This window comes from Albimonas marina (assembly GCF_029223255.1).
Lineage (GTDB): Bacteria > Pseudomonadota > Alphaproteobacteria > Rhodobacterales > Rhodobacteraceae > Albimonas.
Genome location: NZ_JARHUC010000001.1, coordinates 299,649 through 317,436, shown reverse-complemented (window position 1 = coordinate 317,436; position 17,788 = coordinate 299,649). Strand labels below are relative to the sequence as shown.

The window sequence follows — 17,788 nt, the reverse complement described above, 5'->3', positions numbered from 1 at the left end:
CAGAGGGCGGGCCGACGCAGGATGAGGAGATGGCGCGATGCAGGTCTGGATCTATCTTCTGATCGCGATCACCGGCGAGGTGTTCGGCACCACTTTCCTCAAGGCCTCGGACGGGTTCACGAAACTGGGCCCGACGGTGCTGGTGGTGATCGGCTACGCCGTCGCCTTCTTCTTCCTGTCGCTGACCCTGAAGACGATTCCCACCGGCATCGCCTACGCGATCTGGTCGGGCGTGGGCACGGTGATGATCACGCTGGTGGGCTGGGTGTTCATGGGCCAGCGGCTGGATGCGCCGGCGCTGATCGGCATCGGCCTGATCATCGCGGGCGTGGTGGTGATGAACCTGTTCTCCGGCTCGGTGAAGCACTGAGGCCGGTCAGCCGGGCCCCAGCAGCCACGGCCAGATCACGGTCGGCGCGGCCTCGGCCGCCAGCGCCGCCGCGATCGCGGCGCGCGCCCAGCGGCCCTCGAAGCGCCGCCACAGGACCACGGCCAGCGCCAGGCACATCGTCCCCTCGACCAGCGCCACGGTTCCGCCGTGGCGGGCGGGGTTCCAGTAGCTGATCGGGGAGCGGAACACCCACTCGACCAGCGGCCAGAAATGCGGGCGCGCGTCGGAGTGGTGAAGCGGCAGGTCGAAGGCGAGGTGCAGCAGCGCCGCCCCGGCGAGGACGGCCAGCGCCGGGCGCCCCAGCCAGAGCGCCGCCGCCCCCAGCGCGGCCCAGAGCGGGATCGAGTTGTCGATCCGGAACACCGCCTGCCAGAGGGGGGAGCCGTAGTCCTGCCCGAAGATCCGGGGCAGGTCGTGGCCCTGCACGAAGCGCGCCCAGGCCACCAGGACGAAGAGCCCGAGATCGGGCGCGAGCCCGCCCGCCAGCGCCGCGAGGTTGCGCCGCCGCGTCGCCGCGCCCGCCGGCCCGGGCGCGGCGGGCCGCGCGAAGGCGGCGGCGGCGAAGATCAGGTGCGCGGGCGTGTTCACCCGTCCTGTTTCGCCGCTTCCGGCCGGCGGCTCAACCCGAGATTGCGCAGGCCCGTTCCGCAGGAACGAACGCCGCCCGAAGGGCGGCGCGCGGGGAGGTCGACCGCGAGGCGCCTGAGATCAAACGAGCGGTCCGCCCCGCAGGGGCGCGCGCCGACCGCAGGTCGGCGCCTGGCGGCCTCACAGCCCGAGGACGTCGTTCATCGTGTACTGGCCGGGCTTCTTCTCCTGCCCCCAGACGCCGGCGGTCATCGCCCCGCGCGCGAACAGCATCCGGTCGGTGGCGATGTGCTTGAGGATCAGCCGCTCGCCGGCGTTGGCGAAGATCACCTCGTGCTCGCCCACCACGTCGCCGCCGCGCAGGGCCGCGAAACCGATGGCCCCGTCCTTGCGCGCCCCGGTCTGGCCGTGGCGGCCGGAGTCCATCACCTCGGCGAGGTTGGAATCGTGCCCCTTCGCCGCCGCCTCGCCCAGCATCAGCGCGGTGCCCGAGGGGGCGTCGACCTTGTGGCGGTGGTGCATCTCGACGATCTCGACGTCCCAGCCGGGGCCGAGCGCCTTGGCGACCTTCTCGGTCATCACGCACAGCAGGTTCACCCCGAGCGAGAAGTTGCCCGCCCGCACCTGGACCGAGTGGCGGGCCGCCGCCTCGAGCTTCGCGAGGTGCGCGTCCTCGAACCCGGTGGTGCCGATCACGTGCACGCAGCGCGCCTGGGCTGCGAGCGCGGCATGGGCGACCGAGGCCGCGGGCGAGGTGAAGTCGAACACGGCGCGGGAGCGGGCGAAGGCCTCCAGCGGATCCTCCTCGACCACCACGCCCAGCTCGGCGCCGCCCAGGCACTTGCCCAGGTCATGGCCGATCCAGCCGTGGCCCGGGCGCTCGGTGGCGCCGGTCAGGTGGATCTCGGGATGCTCCTTCACCGCCTCGACCAGCATCCGGCCCATGCGGCCGGAGACTCCGGTGACGGTCGCGGGAATGGTCATGGCGGCGCTCCTTCAGGCCAGGGTCGGGCCGAGGCAGCCCGGCGCAGCGGCATAGCACCGCCGCCCGCGGCGCGGCAACGGCGCCGGGCGCTTCTGCGGGGCGAGGCCCGGCGCCTTCATCTCCGCCCGCCGCGCCACGGCGCTGGACGTGGCGGACCAACCCGATGAATATGCAGGCGTCGGGACCCCGCCGTCGCCGCGCCCTGGCCCCACCGGGCCGCGCGGCGAAGAACGAGAGCGGGGCCGGACGCAGACATAGCCTCCGACCGGGAGAGACGAATGAAACGCTTCCTCCTCGGCGCCGCGACGGCCGCCCTGATGGCCGGCCCCGCGTTCGCCGCGCAGACGCACGTGAACCTCGGCGTCGCGCTGGAGCCGCCGAACCTCGATCCGACCGCCGGCGCCGCCGCGGCCATCGACGAGATCGTCTACCAGAACGTCCTGCAGGGCCTGACCCGCATCGACAGGGACGGGCAGGTCCAGCCCTCGCTGGCGAAGTCCTGGGACATCTCCGAGGACGGGCTGGTCTACACCTTCCACCTGGTCGAGGGCGCGAAGTACCACGACGGGGCGGACTTCACCGCCGACGACGTGAAGTTCTCCTACGAGCGCGCCATGGGCCCCGACAGCCAGAACGCCCAGAAGGGCCTGTTCGAGCCGATCGAGAGCATCGAGGTGGTCGATCCCGCCACGGTGAAGATCACCCTCAAGCGCCCCACCGGCAACTTCCCCTACAAGATGGGGTGGGGCGACGCGGTGATCGTGGACGAGGCCTCGGCCGCGAACAACGCCACCAACCCGATCGGCACCGGGCCCTTCAAGTTCAAGGAGTGGGCCAAGGGCTCCTCGGTGACGCTGGAGAAGAACCCGGACTACTGGGGCGATCCGGTGGCGCTGGACTCGGCGACGATCAAGTTCATCTCCGACCCGACCGCGGCGCTGGCCGCGCTGATGGCGGGCGACGTGGACGCGTTCCCGAACTGGCCCTCGCCCGAGACGCTGCCCCAGATCGAGGCCGACCCGCGCTTCACCGTGGTCCGCGGCTCGACCGAGGGCGAGACGATCCTGTCGACCAACAACGGCAAGGAGCCCTTCAACAACCTGAAGGTTCGCCAGGCGATCGCCCACGCGCTGGACCGGCAGGCGATCATCGACGGGGCCATGTTCGGCTCGGGCGAGCCGATCTACACCCACTATCCGCCCTCCGGACCGGCCTTCGTGGACCTGTCGGGCCTCTACCCGCATGACCTCGAGAAGGCCAAGGCCCTGCTGGCGGAGGCGGGCTACCCCGACGGGTTCTCGGCGACGCTGAAGCTGCCGCCCCCGGTCTACGCCCGCCGCGGCGGCGAGATCGTGGCCGCGCAGCTGGCCGAGGCCGGCATCAAGCTGGAGATCATCCCCGTCGAGTGGGCCCAGTGGCTGGACCAGGTCTACAAGGGCAAGGACTACGACCTGACGATCGTGGCCCACACCGAGCCCGACGACCTGCAGATCTACACCCGCGACAACTACTACTTCAATTACGAGGGGACCGAGGTCCGCGAGCTGATGAAGCAGCTGGCGTCCGAGGCCGATCCCGACAAGCGGATCGAGATCACCAAGGCGGTCGAGACCAAGATCGCCGAGGACGCGGTCAACGGCTTCCTGTTCCAGCTCGGCAAGACCGTGGTCGCCAAGAAGGGCCTCGAGGGCCTGTGGCAGAACCAGCCGACCCAGGCGAACGACCTGCGGGACGTGCGCTGGGTTGAGTGACCCAAAAGGACGGAGGCGAGCGGCGCTCGCCTCCGGACAAACTTGGATAGTGTCGCTTAGAGTTCAGCGAGGATGCCGCCGCGCATAGCGCGGTCCCCTTTGCGGTACTGAGGCCGCGGGCCGCTGAACTCGTTCTCAAGCATCTCGATCGACCGAGCTCGATCCAGACGCATGAGCTTCCAGCCCACGCACTCTGCCGACTCCGAGGCGCCGTCGACCTGATAGGCTCGTAGAAGTAGGTCACCGTTGGCGGAGAAGCCCAGTGCATGAGGCTCAAGGAGCCTCAAGCCTGGCGGATAATCCATTTGGATCAAGCGACGACCAAGGATTGCATCGCGAAGCGTATGCATTTGCGTACTCCGTTGCGTACGCCCAGCCGGTTGACAAACGAGTCCCCGAGAATCATCGTCGGATATACACACAGACCGTTCTCGCGCCCGGCTGAAGCAAGGTTGAGCGCGAACTGCGGAACTGGACGCCGCCGGACCGTTGCAGGGTCTCGGCGGCGTTTTGATTCCGCCACGTCAATAATCAGGATTCCCGTTAGCCATTGTGGCGTCAACCCCAAGCTAACGCCAAAACGTGTGCCGAAGCCCAGATTTAGGCAACGCCCAACCCGTCAGCCCCTGATCTTGCGCAGGTAGACGTAGAGCGCGCCTTCGCCGCCGTGGTTGCGGTGGGCGGGGTAGATGCCGACGATCAGGTGGGCGAGCGGGGCCTGGCCCAGCCACAGGGGCACGGCGTGGCGCAGGACGCCGGTGCGCTCGGGCATGAAGGGGGCGTCCTCGACCGGCTTGCGGCCGCCCTTGCCCGTCACCACCAGCACGCAGCGCAGGCCCTGGGCGCGGGTCGAGCGGATGAAGCTCGACAGCGCCGCGTGGGCGCGGTCGGCGGTCATCCCGTGCAGGTCCAGCCGCGCCTCGGGCGGACGACGGCCGCGGCGCAGCCGCTCAGCCGTGCGCCGGTCGAGCCCCGCGGCCGGGTCGAACGTGTCGAGCGCGGGGGGATGGTAGGTCGCCATGGTCTGCGGACGCGGCCGGCCGGTCGGGCGCAGCGTGGTGCGGCCCGGCGGTGGCGCGGAGGGGACGAGCTCAGGTCCGGGCGGAGGCGCGCCGCGGCCCTCGGAGGGATCGGGAGCGGACGGGCGGGCGTTGCCGGCGTCGAGCGCGGCGGGCGCGGTCTCCGTCGGCAGGTCGCCGGGGGCGGGGTCGCGCCCCTCAAGCGGGGTCGCGTCGCGCATGGCCGCGCGCCAAAGGGCGCGGTCGGCCTCGCTCAGGCGCGGGCCGCGGCGACGGCGGGAGGCCATGCCGGGGCCCTCGTGCAGACCCTCAGCCGCCGGTGGCGGTGAGGATCCAGTTCGGGTCGTTGGACCCCATCTTGCGGGTGAAGGTCCACAGGTCCACCTGGCGGCGGATCTCGTTCGGGTCGCCCTCGACCACCTGGTGCTCGGCGTTGCGCACGACCGAGACCAGCTCGCCCACGAAGCGGACCTCGATGTCGGCCTCGCCGTCGTCTTCGGAGAACATGGCCGAGAAGATCCGCGCCTCCTTCACGCCGACGAAGCGGGCCTCGACGGTCAGCCCCTCGGTCTCGCGCTGCTTGATGGCGGCGGCGAAGCTCTGGAACACCTCCTCCGACAGCAGGGGGCGGAGGGACCGGGTGTCGCCCGTCTCGAAGGACATCAGGATCATCTCGTAGGCGCGCTTGGCGCCGTCGACGAACTCCGAGGGGCGGAAGCCGGGCTCGGCGCGGGCCATGCGGCGAAGGGCCTCGCCGGTCTCGCCGTCGACGTCGGCGACGCGGGCGATGTCGGCGTCGATGGCCGCCTCGGCGTTGGCGGTGCCCTCGATCACCTCGAATCCGCTCTTGCGGCGGGCGGGGGCCGGCGCGGGCTCGGGGCGCTCGCCGGGCGTGCGCTCGTAGCCGGTGCGCGTTCCCAGCACGCTCTTCAACCGCCACAGGACGAAGATCGCGATGGCGGCGAGGATGATCAGCTGGGTCATGTCGTCCATCTCGGGCATCTTCATGCAGGCGCCGTCCCCCGGAGATCGGTTCCGGAGGCCGGCAGGCGTGGCGGGGTCGCTTCCGCCTGCCTATGTAAGGTGAGCGACGGCCCCTGTCCAACGGGCAGACGCCTGCGACCCTGCCGCGCAATGCGCGCGGCGGGCGCCGGCGCCTGGTCGGCCCGTTGGACAGGGGCCGCGCATGACCGACGCCGCCGGAGATCCGGCCCGGACCCCGACCCAGATCTCGACGGAGGAGAGCCGCCGACATGCCCCTGTTCATCCTGCTCGCGGTGGTGCCGATCATCGAGATCGCCCTGTTCATCCAGGTGGGCGGGGCCATCGGCCTGTGGCCGACGCTGGCCACGGTGATCGGCACCGCGCTGCTGGGCAGCTGGCTGCTGCGCAAGCAGGGCCGGGGCGCGATGATGCGCCTGCAGCAAAGCCTTTCCGAGGGCGGCGACCCCACCGGCCCCATCGCGCATGGGGCGATGATCCTGGTGGCGGGCATCCTGCTGCTGACGCCGGGCTTCTTCACCGACGCCTGCGGCGTGCTGCTGCTGATGCCCCCCGTGCGCGAGGCGCTGATCCGCTGGGGGGCCGCCCGCCTCGCGGCAGGGGTGCGCAGCGGACGGGTGGTGATGACCAGCCGCTCGGGCGGCTTCGGCGCCGGCCCCGGCGGGGCCGATCCCTTCGGTCCGCGCGGCGGCGCGGGCGGGCGGCCCCATCCCGGCGCCCGCGGAGATGTGATCGACGGAGAGTACGAGCCGGCCGAGGACGACGCCTCCGACCGCCCTGGCGAGCGTCGCGGCCCGCCCCCCGCGGGCGGCAGCGGCTGGACGCGCGAGCCCTGAGGCCGCGACGCGACCGGGCCACGTTGCGGCCCGGACGCCTGCATGCTAGCGCTTCGGCCCTGATCATTTCTCGCCCGTCCGACCCACGGAACACCCGGAGCCCGCGCCAATGGCCGACGCCCAGACCCCGCCGCAGCAGCCGCAGACGCCGCCGCAGGTCCAGATCCTGTCCCAGTACGTGAAGGACCTGTCGTTCGAGAACGTCGCCGCCCAGGCCGGCGGCCTGCCCGAGGACAAGCCCGAGATCCAGGTCTCGGTGAATCTCGACGCCAAGCCGCGCGGCGAGGATCGCTACGAGGTCGCGCTGAAGCTCTCGGCCACCTCGAAGGCGGGCGAGAAGACGGTGTTCATCGCCGAGCTGGACTACGCCGGCCTGTTCCTGATCAAGAACGTGCCGCAGGAGCATCTGCACCCGCTGCTGCTGATCGAGTGCCCGCGCCAGCTGTTCCCCTTCGCGCGCCGCATCGTGGCCGACGTGACCCGCGACGGCGGCTACCCGCCGCTGATGCTGGACATGGTCGACTTCGTCAGCATCTACCGCCAGGAAGTCGCGCGCCGTCAGGCCGCCCAGGGCGGCCAGCCCGTCGGCACCGCCTGAGCGCGGACTGAAGCGATCGTGAAGAGGGCGGCGCGCCGCCCTTTTCGCCGCGCCCGGCCTCGGTCCGGGCGAGCGCGTGCGCGAGGGCCTTTCATCGCCGCGCAACGCTCCATAAAGCGAATCGTGCCAGCTTCCGGGTCCGAGATCAGACCAGACCTACGGAACGCGCGTGATCCGCATCCTCTCCTGCGTCCAGGACGCCCATGACCTGCGCCTGGTGGGCCTCGCCGCGCTGACGGCGCTGATCGGCTCGATGATTTCCGCGCGCCTGTTCCGCATGGTCCCGCGGGAGCGGGGACCCCGCGCGCTGTGGTTCGTGGTGCAATCCGCGATCGTCGGCGGGGCCACGGTCTGGACCACCCATTTCGTCGCCATGCTGGGCTTCGATCCCGGCGTCCCCCACGGCTACGATCCGACGCTGACCGTGCTGTCGCTGGCGGTCGCCGTGGGCGGCGTGCTGCTGGGCCAGGTCCTGGCGCGGCTCGCCCACGGGTCGGTCGCGGCCGAGCTCGGCGGGGCGCTGACGGGCGCGGGGATCGTGGCGATGCACTACCTCGGCATGGCCTCGATGCGGATCGACGCGACGCTGAGCTGGGACCGCGACCTGGTGATCGCCTCCGCCCTCGCGGGGCCGCTGCTGGGCGCGGCGGCGGCCAACCGCTTCGCCCGGCCGATGTCGCGACTGTGCTGGTGCGGGGGCGGGGTCGTCTTCATGCTGGCGATCTGCGCCACGCATTTCATCGCCATGGGCGCGCTGACCGTGATCCCGCTGGGCGACGCGCCGCCCGAGGGGGTGGCGACGATCCCGGACGCGATCCTCGCGGGGATGGTCTTCGCGGTCACCGCCGCGATCCTGCTGACCGGCGCGAGCAGCTACATGATCGACGAGGCCGGGCGCCGCGAACATGGCGAGCGGATGAGCCACGCGGCCCTGCACGACGCGCTGACCGGCCTGCCCAACCGCGCCAGCCTGCGCCGCTCGCTCGACCGGCTGCTGCGCGCCGGCGCGTCGCGGGAGGCCGGGATCGCGGTGGTGGTCGTCGATCTCGACCGCTTCAAGCCGATCAACGACGTGCACGGGCTCGACGCCGGCGACCACCTGCTGCGGATCCTGGCGGAGCGCGCCTCGGCCGGGCTGAAGCCCGGGGAGATCCTGGCGCGCGCCGGCGCGGACGAGTTCGTGGCCCTCAAGGTCGGCGCGGCGAAGCCCGAGGCGATGGCGTTCGCCCGCCGGTTGCACCAGGCGATGACGGGGGAGGTCGACTGGATCGGCGCCCAGCTCTCGGTCGAGGCCAGCCTGGGCGTGGCGCTCGCCCCCCAGCATGGCGCCGACGTCGAGTCGCTGCTGGGCCGCGCCGACCTTGCGATGCACCGCGCCAAGACCGCGGGGGAGGAGCGGATCCTCGTCTACGACGCGCGCATGGACGAGGCGAGCCGCGGCCGGGCGGCCCTGACGATGGAGCTTCGCAGCGCGCTGGAGACCGAGCAGCTGGAGCTGTTCTTCCAGCCGCAGAACGACAACGCCACCCGCCGGATCGTAGGATTCGAGGCGCTGCTGCGCTGGCGCCACCCGGTGCGCGGCCTGGTTCCGCCGGACGAGTTCGTGCCGCTGGCCGAGGCGACCGGCTTGATCGCCGAGATCGGCGACTGGGCGCTGCGGCGCGCCTGCCGGGTGGCGGCGGGTTGGCCGGCCTCGATCCACATCGCGGTCAACGTGGCGCCGCGCCAGCTCGCCCGTCCCGACTTCGCCGAGACGGTGCTCGACGCGCTGCTCGCCAGCGGGCTCGACGCCGGACGGCTGGAGCTGGAGATCACCGAGGCGAGCCTGATCGACGACCATGCCCGCGCCGGGCGGGTGATCGCTTCGCTCAAGCGGGCGGGGGTGCGCATCGCGATGGACGATTACGGGACCGGCTACGCCTCGCTCGCCACGCTGAAGGCGTTCCCCTTCGACAAGATCAAGATCGACCGCAGCTTCGTGCACAACCTGCCGGAGGATCGCCAGGCCGCGGCCATCGTCCGCTCGACCCTGATCCTGGGCGAGGCGCTCGGCATCCCGGTGCTGGCCGAGGGGGTGGAGACCGAGGCGCAGCTCGCCTTCCTGCGGCAGGAGGGGTGCGCGGCGAGCCAGGGCTGGCTGTTCGGCCGCCCCGCCGACCAGGCCGCGACCGAGGCGTTGATCCGCGCGCAGGAAGGCGTCGCGATCCCCCACGCCGCGGCCGGGTGACGGGACAGGTCGCCGGTCAGCCGCCGGACAGTTTCGTCCACAGGGCGGCGTCGCCCATCTCGGCCACGAAGGCGGCGTGGGCGCTCGCCTCCGCCTCGGTCAGCCGGGGGCGCAGGGGACGCGGGCGCGGCGGGGGCGTGTAGCCCGCGCCGGTCGCCGCCGCGTTGGCGCCGGAGCCGCCCGAGGCCGTCGCCAGCCCGAAATCCGGCTGCCGGCCGCCGATCAGCTCGAGATAGACCTCGGCCAGAAGCTCGGAGTCGAGCAGCGCCCCGTGCTTCTCGCGGCCCGAGTTGTCGATCCCGAAGCGGCGGCACAGCGCGTCGAGCGTGTTGGGCGAGCCGGGATAGCGCTTGCGCGCGATGGCCAGCGTGTCGATGGCGCGATCCATCGGCAGGGGCGGGCGCTTCAGCCAGCCGAGCTCGGCGTTGATGAAGCGCATGTCGAATTCGGCGTTGTGGATCACCAGCTTGGCGTCGCCGAGGAACTCCAGGAACGCGTCGACCACCCGGTCGAAGGTGGGGTATTTCGACAGGAAGTCCTGCGACAGGCCGTGGACGTTGAACGCCTCGATCGGCACGTCGCGCTCGGGGTTGATGTACTGGTGATAGAAGCGGCCGGTGGGCACGTGGTTGAACAGCTCCACCGCGCCCAGCTCGACCAGGCGGTGACCTTCCTTCGGCTCGAAACCGGTGGTCTCGGTGTCCATCACCAGCTCGCGCATGGCTCAGCTCTCCCGGATCTTGGCCAGCGCCGCCTTCACCTGGGCCCGGGCGGCGTCCAGCCCTTGCGAGGTGTCCACGATATAGTCCGCCTGGGCGCGCTTCTCGGCATCCGGCGTCTGCTTGGCGAGGATCGTCTCGAACGTCGCCTCGGTCATGCCGGGACGTTCCAGCACCCGCGCCCGCTGCACCTCGGCGGGGGCGGTGACCACCACGACCGCGTCGAAGCGCTTCTGGCCGCCGGTCTCGAACAGCAGGGGGATGTCGCAGAGCGCGAGGTCGTGGCCCTCGGCCCGCGCCTGCTTGAGGAATTCCTCGCGGTCCACCCCGACGAGCGGGTGGGCGATCTTCTCGAGCTTGGGGATCAGCGTGGGGTCGGCGGTGACGGCGGCGCGCAGGGCGGCGCGGTCGACGTGCATCTCCTCGCCGGCGCCGGCGATCACGTGGGGCAGCAGCTCGGCGATCATCGGCGCCGCGGCGCCGCCGGGGCCGTAGACGCGCGCGACCGCGGCGTCGGCGTCCCAGACCGGCACGCCCTCGTCGGCGAACATCTTGGCCGTGGTGCTCTTGCCCATGCCAATGGAGCCGGTGAGCGCGATCAGTTTCATAATCTCAGTCCGCCAGAACGGCCGCGCGCAGGTCCGCGTCGACCTCGGGCGCGACGCCGAACCAGGCCTCGAAGCCCGGGCGGCCTTGATGAAGCAGCATCCCGATCCCGTCGACCCAGCGCATCCGGCGGCTCTGCGCCTCTTCCAGCAGGGGGGTCATCAGGGGGGAATAGACGATGTCGTTCACGAGCGCGGTCTTGGGCGCGCGCTTCAGCGAGATCTGCAGCGGCGGCTGGCCGGTCATGCCCAGCGAGGTGGTGTTGACCACGGTCGCCACGCCGTCCAGCGCGTCCTCGATATGCAGCCAGTCGACCACCTTCACCCGGCCGCCGAACTGGTCGGCCAGGAAGTCGGCGCGCGAGCGGGTGCGGTTGGCGAGCCGGATCTCCGGCGCCCCGTCCGAGAGCAGGGCCGAGATCACCGCCCGCGCGGCGCCGCCCGCGCCCAGCACCAGCGCCGGCCCCTCGGAGGCGCGCCAGCCCGGCGCCCCGGCGCGCAGGTTCTCGAGGAACCCGTAGCCGTCGGTGTTGTCGGCGTAGACCGAGCCGTCCTCGCGGAAGGTGATCGTGTTCGCGGCCCCGATCAGGGCGGCGCGGTCCGAGACCTTGGTCGCCAGCCGAAGCACCGCCTCCTTGTGGGGGATGGTGACGTTCACGCCACGGAATCCCAGCAGCGGCAGGGCCTTGAACGCGGCCTCGAAGTCGCGCGGCTCGACGCCGAGGGTGATGTAGTCGCCCTCGATCCCGTAGCGGCCGAGCCAGTGGCGGTGCAGCCGCGGCGAGCGCGAATGCGCGATCGGCCAGCCCAGAACGCCTGCGAGGGGCAGTCGGTTCGCACTCATTCGATCAGCCGCCCCCTCGCGCGCAGGAACCCCAGGACCTCCAGCAAGGGCAGGCCCCGAACCGTGAAGTGATCGCCGTCGACGCGGGCGAAGAGCTGGGCGCCCAGTCCCTCAAGGTGATAGCCGCCGACCGTGGTCATGACGGTATCGCCCAGCCGATCCAGGTAGTCATCCACGAACCGTTCGGAAAATGCACGCATCGACATGCGTGCGGTCCCGACATGACGGAAGATCGGCGCGCCGTCCAGCGCGATGACGGCGGCGGAGTGCAGGTGATGCACGCGGCCCCGCAACGTCATCAGCTGTTCGCGCGCCTCGGCCCGGTCACGGGGTTTGTCGAACGAAAGATCCCCGGCCACCAGGGTCTGGTCCGCGCCCAGCACCAGCGCGCCGGGCAGGCGGGCAGAGATCTTCTTCGCCTTGATCTCGGCCAGCGCGTCGGCGAGGTCGCGCGCGCTCGCGCCCTCGGCGCGGAAGGCGGCCTTGATCTCCTCCTCGTCGACGCGGGCGGGCATGACCTCGATGGCGACGCCCGCGGCGCGCAGCATCTCGGCGCGCGCCGGACTGGCGGAGGCGAGGACGATGGGGTCGGTCATGCGGAGGAGTCTTCCCGGGCGCGCAGGATGGCGAGGATCGACGCGGCCGTCTCCTCGATCGAGCGGCGCGTGACGTCGATCACCGGCAGGCCCAGCCGGTCGAAGAGAAGGCGGGCCTGGCTGACCTCCTCGCGCACGCGCTCGGGGTCGGCGTAGGCGGCGGAGTTCATGCCGGGGGCGGCGCCGATCGCCTCCAGCCGCTGGCCGCGCACCTGCACGAGACGGGAGGGGGAGGCGATCAGGCCCACGGCGGGGATGCCGCGGGCGATGGCCTCCTCGAGCCCCTTGGGCAGCTTGGCGCCGGGCACCAGCGGCACGTTCGCCGCCTTCACCCCGCGCACCGCGAGATAGAGGCAGGTGGGCGTCTTCGAGGTGCGCGAGACCCCCACCAGGATCACGTCGGCGCGTTGCAGCCGGTCGCTGGTGGCGCCGTCGTCATGGGCCATGGCGTAGTCGATGGCCGAGACGCGGTCGAAATAGCTGAGGTCGACGTCATGCTGGCGGCCGGGGCGCTTCTTGCCCCGCGCGGCCCCGATATAGTCGGTCAGGGCGCGGAAGAACGGGTCCAGCAGGGCCACGGCCGGCACGCCGATGCGCTCGCACCCCGCGCGCAGGTGTTCGGCCAGCTTCTCGTCGAGGAGGGTGTAGGCGACCAGCCCCGGCTCGGCCTGGATCGAGTCCAGCGCCTGGTCGATCTCGCGGCGGGAGCGGGCGAAGACGTGGATGCGGCGGGTCAGTTCGAGGCCCTCGAACTGGCTGATCACGGCGCCGGCCGCGGCCGACACCGTCTCTCCCGTCGAATCCGACAGAAGGTGCAAAACGTGACGAGCCGACCGCTGCGTCACCGCGGACCGCCCCTCCCCAGTTGTTCGTCCGTTCAGGTGTTGGCCGCACTCTACGGAGGGGGTCGGTTGGGGATAAGAGGGGATGACGGGGATAACCGGCTCGGATCGGGGGTTGTGGCGCCGACGCCTCAGAAGAGCGTGGGAAACAGGGCGTTCCATCCTCCTGTGGAATTCCGGGAAGCGGTTTTCCCCCGCGCCTGTGGATAACTTCGACGTTTTCCCCGGCGACGAGAACGTCCGAGAACGGAGCGGATTCATCGCTGGAAGACAGGCTTTCAACCGATTGATTTTGCTGCGTTAAAATATGGCGGATTTGTGAAGAATTGCCCGAAACCGTTTTTCGCCGCGTCGCGCGCCTGTGGACGACCGTGGATTAAGTTGTGGATTCCCTCGCGCTTTGCGGTGATCCCCGTTATCCACCGCCCAACAGACAACCACATCCTATCTACCCTTCTTCCTGGTTCGAGGTTCCATGAGCTCACAGGCGAAACCGCTGCTCCGCGCGCTGGCCGGCGAGACCCTTCGGGTCCCGCCCGTCTGGCTCATGCGTCAGGCTGGCCGCTACCTGCCCGAATACCGCGCCACGCGGGAGAAGGCGGGCTCGTTCCTGGACCTGTGCTACACGCCCGAGCTCGCCGCCGAGGTCACGCTGCAGCCGATCCGGCGCTTCGGCTTCGACGCGGCGATCCTCTTCGCCGACATCCTGCTCGTGCCGCAGGGCCTCGGCGTGGATCTCACCTTCGTTCAGGGCGAGGGACCGCGGCTGTCAACGGTGACGACGGCCGCCGACGTCGCCGCCCTGCGCCCCGCCGAGGCGATCCATGACACGGTCGGGCCCGTCTATGAGACGGTGAAGATCCTTTCAGAAGCGCTCCCCCCCGAGGTCGCGCTGATCGGCTTCGCCGGGGCCCCGTGGACCGTGGCGACCTACATGGTCGCCGGGCGCGGCACGCCGAGCCAGGAACCCGCCCGTCGGATGATGCTGGAGCAGCCCGAGGCGTTCTTCGCCCTGCTCGACCGCATCACCGAGGCGACGATCGAGTACCTCGCCCGCCAGGTCGAGGCCGGCGCCGAGGCCGTGAAGCTCTTCGACTCCTGGGCCGGATCGCTCAGCGCGCTCGATTTCGAGCGGGCGTGCCTGGAACCGAACCGTCGAATCACGGCAGAGTTGAAATCGCGGTTCCCGGGTCTACCCGTGATCGCGTTTCCGCGCGGCGCGGGCGCCTGGCTCGAGGATTTCGCGGACGCCTGCGGCGCGGATTGCGTCGCGATCGACCAGCATGTGCCCGCCCGCTGGGCTGCGGAGCGTCTCCAGCCCAAAGTCTGCGTGCAGGGGAACCTGGACCCGCTGCTGATGGTCGCCGGCGGCCAGCCCCTGCGTGACGCCGCCCGGCGAATCCGCGACGACCTCTCCGGCGGACCTCACGTGTTCAACCTGGGCCACGGCATCACGCCGGACGCGGACCCGGAGAACGTGCACGTGCTGCTGGATGCAATCAGGGGTTGACGGATGCTTGACTGGATCATCGTCAACTATGCCTGGTGGAAAGCTTTCCACGTTATTTCCGTCATGGCGTGGATGGCGGCTTTGCTCTACCTGCCAAGACTTTACGTGTATCACGCCGAGAGCGCTCCACAGGGTTCCCCACAGGCCGCGACCTTCGAGGTGATGGAGCGCAAGTTGCTCCGCGGGATCATGAATCCCGCCATGATCTCCTCCTGGTTGTTCGGGTTGCTGACCCTGACCGCCCTGGGCATGGACACGCTGGCGACCGCGGGCTGGCTTCATGTGAAGCTGGCTCTTGTGGTGCTGATGACGATCTACCACATGCTGTGCGCGCGCTGGCGGCGAGAGATGGCCGAGAACCCCTCCCGCCGCTCCGGCCGCTTCTTCCGAATGGTGAACGAGATTCCGGCCGTGCTAATGGTCGGCATCGTCATCATGGCGATCGTCGAGCCCTTCTGAAGGCCGAGCGGTCCGCGGCCGCCCGAGCGGCGGCCGCGCCAAAAACGTCCTTTCCTGCGAAGGTCGTTTGACATTTCACGTCGGTTGCGCGTATGACGCTGCAACCGTGGCGCGCGTTCAGCGCGCCCGCACCTTCCCCCTATCCCGCCGGCACCCACTCCTTTGTTCGATCAGCGGGCTACCACAGGCGCCAGATGGATATCTCAGAACTGAAGCTCGCCGAGCTCAAGGCGAAGTCGCCGACCGCATTGCTCACGTTCGCGGAGGACCTGGAGGTGGAGGGGGCTTCGACCCTCCGGCGCCAGGACATGATGTTCGCCATCCTCAAGGAGCTGGCGGACCGCGACGTGGAGATCTCGGGCGACGGCGTTCTCGAGGTGCTCCAGGACGGCTTCGGATTTCTGCGCAGCCCGGAGGCCAACTACCTTCCCGGCCCCGACGACATCTACGTCTCGCCCAACCAGATCCGGAAGTTCGCCCTGCGCACGGGCGACACGGTCGAGGGGCTGATCCGCGCCCCCAAGGAAGGCGAGCGCTACTTCGCCCTGGTGAAGGTCAACAAGCTCAACTTCGACGATCCGGAGAATGCGCGCCATAAGGTTCACTTCGACAACCTGACGCCGCTCTACCCCGACCAGCGCCTGAAGCTGGAGCTCGACGACCCCACCATCAAGGACAAGACGGCCCGGGTGATCGACCTGGTGGCCCCCATCGGCAAGGGCCAGCGCTGCCTGATCGTGGCGCCGCCGCGCACGGGCAAGACCGTGATCCTTCAGAACATCGCCAACTCGATCGAGAAGAACCACCCCGAGGTCTACCTGATCGTGCTGCTCATCGACGAGCGGCCGGAGGAGGTCACGGACATGCAGCGCTCGGTGCAGGGCGAGGTCGTCGCCTCGACCTTCGACGAGCCTGCGACGCGCCATGTGGCCGTGTCCGAAATGGTGATCGAGAAGGCCAAGCGCCTGACCGAACATGGCCGCGACGTGGTGATCCTGCTCGACTCGATCACCCGCCTGGGCCGCGCCTACAACACCGTGGTCCCCTCCTCGGGCAAGGTGCTGACCGGCGGCGTCGATGCGAACGCCTTGCAGCGCCCCAAGCGCTTCTTCGGCGCCGCGCGCAACATCGAGGAAGGCGGCTCCCTGACCATCATCGCCACCGCTCTGATCGACACCGGCAGCCGCATGGACGAGGTGATCTTCGAGGAGTTCAAGGGCACCGGCAACTCGGAGATCGTGCTCGACCGCAAGGTCTCCGACAAGCGCGTGTACCCGGCCATCGACATCCTCAAGTCCGGTACCCGCAAGGAAGATCTGCTGGTCGAGAAGTCGGAGCTGGCGAAGGTCTTCGTCCTGCGCCGCATCCTCAACCCGATGGGGCCGGCCGACGCGATCGAGTTCCTGCTGGGCAAGCTGAAGCAGACCAAGTCGAACTCCGAGTTCTTCGACTCGATGAACGCCTGACGGGGGCTCATGCCCCCTGTCGCCCTCTCCCGAGACACGATCTTCGCCCCGGCCACAGGCCGGGCGCGCTCCGCTATCGCGGTGATCCGCGTGTCCGGTCCACAGGCCGACGCCGCCCTCGCGGCGCTGGCCGGACCCCTCCCCGAGCCTCGCCGCGCCACGCTCCGCGACCTGACGGTCGCGGGGGAGGTGATCGACAGCGCCCTGGTGATCCGCTTCGCCGCCGGCGCGTCCTTCACCGGCGAAGCCTCCTTCGAGATCCAGTGTCACGGGGGCCCGGCGGTCGTCTCCGCCCTGCTCGCGGCGCTGTCGTCGCTGCCCGGACTTCGGCTGGCCGAGCCCGGCGAGTTCACGCGTCGCGCGCTTGAAGCCGGCCGGATCGACCTGCTGGAGGCGGAGGGGCTCGCCGATCTCGTCGGCGCGGAGACGGAAGCCCAACGTCGACAGGCCCTGCGCGCCATGCGCGGAGCCTTGGGAGACTCCGCCTCCGCCTGGCGCGCACGCTTGATCCGGGCCCGCGCGCTGGTCGAAGCCGTGATGGATTTCGCCGACGAAGAGGTGCCTGAGGACGTGACCCCCGAGGTCGCCGCCCTGACCCGCTCGGTCCAGGACGAGATCGCGACGGCCCTTGCCGGCGCCGCCGCGGCCGAGCGCATCCGCGACGGCTTCGAGGTGGCCCTGATCGGCGCCCCGAACGCCGGAAAGTCCACGTTGCTCAACGCGCTGGCCCGTCGCGACGCCGCGCTGACCTCCGAGATCGCCGGCACGACCCGCGACGTGATCGAGGTTCATATGGATCTCGCCGGCCTGCCGGTCACCCTGCTGGACACCGCCGGTCTGCGCGAGGCGACCGATCCGGTCGAGGCCATGGGCGTCGCCCGCGCCCGCCGCCGCGCCGAGGATGCCGACCTGCGGGTGTATCTCCAGGCGCCGGGCGGAGAGCCGCCGCCTCCGGGCCTGCTGCAGGAGGACGATCTTCTCGTCGCCAGCAAATCCGACCTGGCCGAACCCGGTGGGCAGGAAGCTCTGGCCATCTCCGCGGCCACCGGCGCCGGCGTCGATGCGCTGGCTGAAGCTGTCGGCGCGCGCCTCGCGGCGCGCGCGGCGGGCGCCTCGGCCGTGGTCCGCGCGCGACATCGGCATGCGCTGGAGACGGGCCTTGGTCATCTCGAGGCCGCGCAGATGCATCTTCTCAAGGGAGAATCCGCACTCGATCTCGCCGCCGAGGAGCTTCGCCTGGCGACGCGGGCGCTGGAGGTTCTGGTCGGTCGGGTTGATGCCGAGCGGATTCTAGACGATATCTTCGCGGAATTCTGCCTGGGGAAGTGACTCCGCCGGGCCAGCCCATCG

The 17,788-nt window shown here is 70.5% G+C and carries 18 protein-coding genes; 9 read left to right on the top strand and 9 right to left on the bottom strand.

What is annotated here, in order from left to right:
* The first annotated feature begins 37 nt into the window (after window positions 1-37).
* Entirely contained in the window at window positions 38-370 is a 333-nt protein-coding gene (locus tag P2H44_RS01410; protein WP_275761628.1) for a DMT family transporter, read from the top strand.
* A gap of 6 nt (window positions 371-376) precedes the next feature.
* Here the strand turns inward: P2H44_RS01410 and P2H44_RS01405 are convergent, their stop codons facing one another.
* The gene (locus tag P2H44_RS01405; RefSeq protein ID WP_275761627.1) at window positions 377-979 is read right to left on the bottom strand and encodes a cobalamin biosynthesis protein CobQ; all 603 of its coding nucleotides are present in this window, start codon (window positions 977-979) and stop codon (window positions 377-379) included.
* Between the two features lie 180 nt (window positions 980-1,159).
* On the bottom strand, window positions 1,160-1,963 hold the full coding sequence (gene dapB, locus P2H44_RS01400) for a 4-hydroxy-tetrahydrodipicolinate reductase (RefSeq protein ID WP_275761626.1): 804 nt from the start codon (window positions 1,961-1,963) through the stop codon (window positions 1,160-1,162).
* A gap of 279 nt (window positions 1,964-2,242) precedes the next feature.
* On the opposite strand from dapB, the gene P2H44_RS01395 reads away from it, so the two are divergent.
* Entirely contained in the window at window positions 2,243-3,715 is a 1,473-nt protein-coding gene (locus P2H44_RS01395) for an ABC transporter substrate-binding protein (RefSeq protein ID WP_275761625.1), read from the top strand.
* Window positions 3,716-4,334: 619 nt separating this feature from the next.
* Here P2H44_RS01395 and P2H44_RS01390 read toward each other — a convergent pair.
* A complete protein-coding gene (locus P2H44_RS01390) occupies window positions 4,335-5,021 on the bottom strand; it encodes a Smr/MutS family protein (protein ID WP_275761624.1) in 687 nt (228 codons plus the stop codon).
* A gap of 22 nt (window positions 5,022-5,043) precedes the next feature.
* Entirely contained in the window at window positions 5,044-5,742 is a 699-nt protein-coding gene (locus P2H44_RS01385) for a Tim44/TimA family putative adaptor protein (protein ID WP_275761623.1), read from the bottom strand.
* A 245-nt stretch (window positions 5,743-5,987) separates the two neighbouring features.
* Between P2H44_RS01385 and P2H44_RS01380 the strand changes: the two genes are divergently transcribed.
* From P2H44_RS01380 to P2H44_RS01370, 3 genes are all read left to right on the top strand, one after another.
* Complete coding sequence (locus tag P2H44_RS01380) at window positions 5,988-6,572, top strand: FxsA family protein (RefSeq protein ID WP_275761622.1); 585 nt, start codon at window positions 5,988-5,990, stop codon at window positions 6,570-6,572.
* Window positions 6,573-6,681: 109 nt separating this feature from the next.
* Window positions 6,682-7,170: a protein-export chaperone SecB gene (secB, locus tag P2H44_RS01375; protein ID WP_275761621.1), complete on the top strand. Its 489-nt coding sequence runs from the start codon at window positions 6,682-6,684 to the stop codon at window positions 7,168-7,170.
* Window positions 7,171-7,339: 169 nt separating this feature from the next.
* Complete coding sequence (locus tag P2H44_RS01370; protein ID WP_275761620.1) at window positions 7,340-9,397, top strand: putative bifunctional diguanylate cyclase/phosphodiesterase; 2,058 nt, start codon at window positions 7,340-7,342, stop codon at window positions 9,395-9,397.
* A gap of 16 nt (window positions 9,398-9,413) precedes the next feature.
* Here P2H44_RS01370 and dnaQ read toward each other — a convergent pair whose 3' ends face one another.
* From dnaQ to P2H44_RS01345, 5 genes are read right to left on the bottom strand one after another with little or no spacing between them, the layout of a single operon-like run.
* Window positions 9,414-10,118, bottom strand: coding sequence for a DNA polymerase III subunit epsilon (gene dnaQ, locus P2H44_RS01365; RefSeq protein ID WP_275761619.1), 705 nt, complete (start codon window positions 10,116-10,118; stop codon window positions 9,414-9,416).
* Between the two features lie 3 nt (window positions 10,119-10,121).
* Window positions 10,122-10,724, bottom strand: coding sequence for a dephospho-CoA kinase (coaE, locus tag P2H44_RS01360; RefSeq protein WP_275761618.1), 603 nt, complete (start codon window positions 10,722-10,724; stop codon window positions 10,122-10,124).
* A gap of 4 nt (window positions 10,725-10,728) precedes the next feature.
* Complete coding sequence (locus P2H44_RS01355) at window positions 10,729-11,565, bottom strand: shikimate dehydrogenase (protein WP_275761617.1); 837 nt, start codon at window positions 11,563-11,565, stop codon at window positions 10,729-10,731.
* Window positions 11,562-12,161 (bottom strand): Maf family protein, encoded by a 600-nt coding sequence (locus P2H44_RS01350; protein WP_275761616.1) that lies wholly within the window; start codon window positions 12,159-12,161, stop codon window positions 11,562-11,564. Before P2H44_RS01350 ends, P2H44_RS01355 begins: the two co-directional genes overlap by 4 nt.
* Entirely contained in the window at window positions 12,158-13,165 is a 1,008-nt protein-coding gene (locus P2H44_RS01345; protein ID WP_275761615.1) for a pyruvate, water dikinase regulatory protein, read from the bottom strand. The genes P2H44_RS01350 and P2H44_RS01345 overlap by 4 nt, the downstream gene beginning before the upstream one ends.
* A 313-nt stretch (window positions 13,166-13,478) precedes the next feature.
* Here P2H44_RS01345 and hemE point away from each other — a divergent pair, with 313 nt between their 5' ends.
* The 4 genes from hemE (at window position 13,479) to mnmE (ending at window position 17,767) form a co-directional block, all read left to right on the top strand.
* Window positions 13,479-14,513: a uroporphyrinogen decarboxylase gene (gene hemE, locus P2H44_RS01340; RefSeq protein ID WP_275761614.1), complete on the top strand. Its 1,035-nt coding sequence runs from the start codon at window positions 13,479-13,481 to the stop codon at window positions 14,511-14,513.
* Between the two features lie 3 nt (window positions 14,514-14,516).
* Window positions 14,517-14,972, top strand: coding sequence for a protoporphyrinogen oxidase HemJ (gene hemJ, locus P2H44_RS01335; RefSeq protein ID WP_275761613.1), 456 nt, complete (start codon window positions 14,517-14,519; stop codon window positions 14,970-14,972).
* Window positions 14,973-15,166: 194 nt separating this feature from the next.
* Window positions 15,167-16,438 carry a transcription termination factor Rho gene (gene rho / locus P2H44_RS01330; protein ID WP_275761612.1) on the top strand — a complete coding sequence of 424 codons (1,272 nt, stop codon included), beginning with the start codon at window positions 15,167-15,169 and terminating at the stop codon, window positions 16,436-16,438.
* 9 nt (window positions 16,439-16,447) lie between these two features.
* A complete protein-coding gene (gene mnmE, locus P2H44_RS01325; RefSeq protein ID WP_275761611.1) occupies window positions 16,448-17,767 on the top strand; it encodes a tRNA uridine-5-carboxymethylaminomethyl(34) synthesis GTPase MnmE in 1,320 nt (439 codons plus the stop codon).
* Window positions 17,768-17,788: the final 21 nt, after the last annotated feature.

What these genes read in the sequence shown, in the direction of transcription:
- P2H44_RS01410 (WP_275761628.1), top strand. Translation starts at nt 38, where the DNA reads ATGCAGGTCTGGATCTATCTTCTGATCGCGATCACCGGCGAGGTGTTC.
- dapB (WP_275761626.1), bottom strand. Translation starts at nt 1,963, where the DNA reads ATGACCATTCCCGCGACCGTCACCGGAGTCTCCGGCCGCATGGGCCGG.
- P2H44_RS01395 (WP_275761625.1), top strand. Translation starts at nt 2,243, where the DNA reads ATGAAACGCTTCCTCCTCGGCGCCGCGACGGCCGCCCTGATGGCCGGC.
- P2H44_RS01390 (WP_275761624.1), bottom strand. Translation starts at nt 5,021, where the DNA reads ATGGCCTCCCGCCGTCGCCGCGGCCCGCGCCTGAGCGAGGCCGACCGC.
- P2H44_RS01385 (WP_275761623.1), bottom strand. Translation starts at nt 5,742, where the DNA reads ATGAAGATGCCCGAGATGGACGACATGACCCAGCTGATCATCCTCGCC.
- P2H44_RS01380 (WP_275761622.1), top strand. Translation starts at nt 5,988, where the DNA reads ATGCCCCTGTTCATCCTGCTCGCGGTGGTGCCGATCATCGAGATCGCC.
- secB (WP_275761621.1), top strand. Translation starts at nt 6,682, where the DNA reads ATGGCCGACGCCCAGACCCCGCCGCAGCAGCCGCAGACGCCGCCGCAG.
- dnaQ (WP_275761619.1), bottom strand. Translation starts at nt 10,118, where the DNA reads ATGCGCGAGCTGGTGATGGACACCGAGACCACCGGTTTCGAGCCGAAG.
- coaE (WP_275761618.1), bottom strand. Translation starts at nt 10,724, where the DNA reads ATGAAACTGATCGCGCTCACCGGCTCCATTGGCATGGGCAAGAGCACC.
- P2H44_RS01355 (WP_275761617.1), bottom strand. Translation starts at nt 11,565, where the DNA reads ATGAGTGCGAACCGACTGCCCCTCGCAGGCGTTCTGGGCTGGCCGATC.
- P2H44_RS01350 (WP_275761616.1), bottom strand. Translation starts at nt 12,161, where the DNA reads ATGACCGACCCCATCGTCCTCGCCTCCGCCAGTCCGGCGCGCGCCGAG.
- P2H44_RS01345 (WP_275761615.1), bottom strand. Translation starts at nt 13,165, where the DNA reads ATGGAACGCCCTGTTTCCCACGCTCTTCTGAGGCGTCGGCGCCACAAC.
- hemE (WP_275761614.1), top strand. Translation starts at nt 13,479, where the DNA reads ATGAGCTCACAGGCGAAACCGCTGCTCCGCGCGCTGGCCGGCGAGACC.
- hemJ (WP_275761613.1), top strand. Translation starts at nt 14,517, where the DNA reads ATGCTTGACTGGATCATCGTCAACTATGCCTGGTGGAAAGCTTTCCAC.
- rho (WP_275761612.1), top strand. Translation starts at nt 15,167, where the DNA reads ATGGATATCTCAGAACTGAAGCTCGCCGAGCTCAAGGCGAAGTCGCCG.
- mnmE (WP_275761611.1), top strand. Translation starts at nt 16,448, where the DNA reads ATGCCCCCTGTCGCCCTCTCCCGAGACACGATCTTCGCCCCGGCCACA.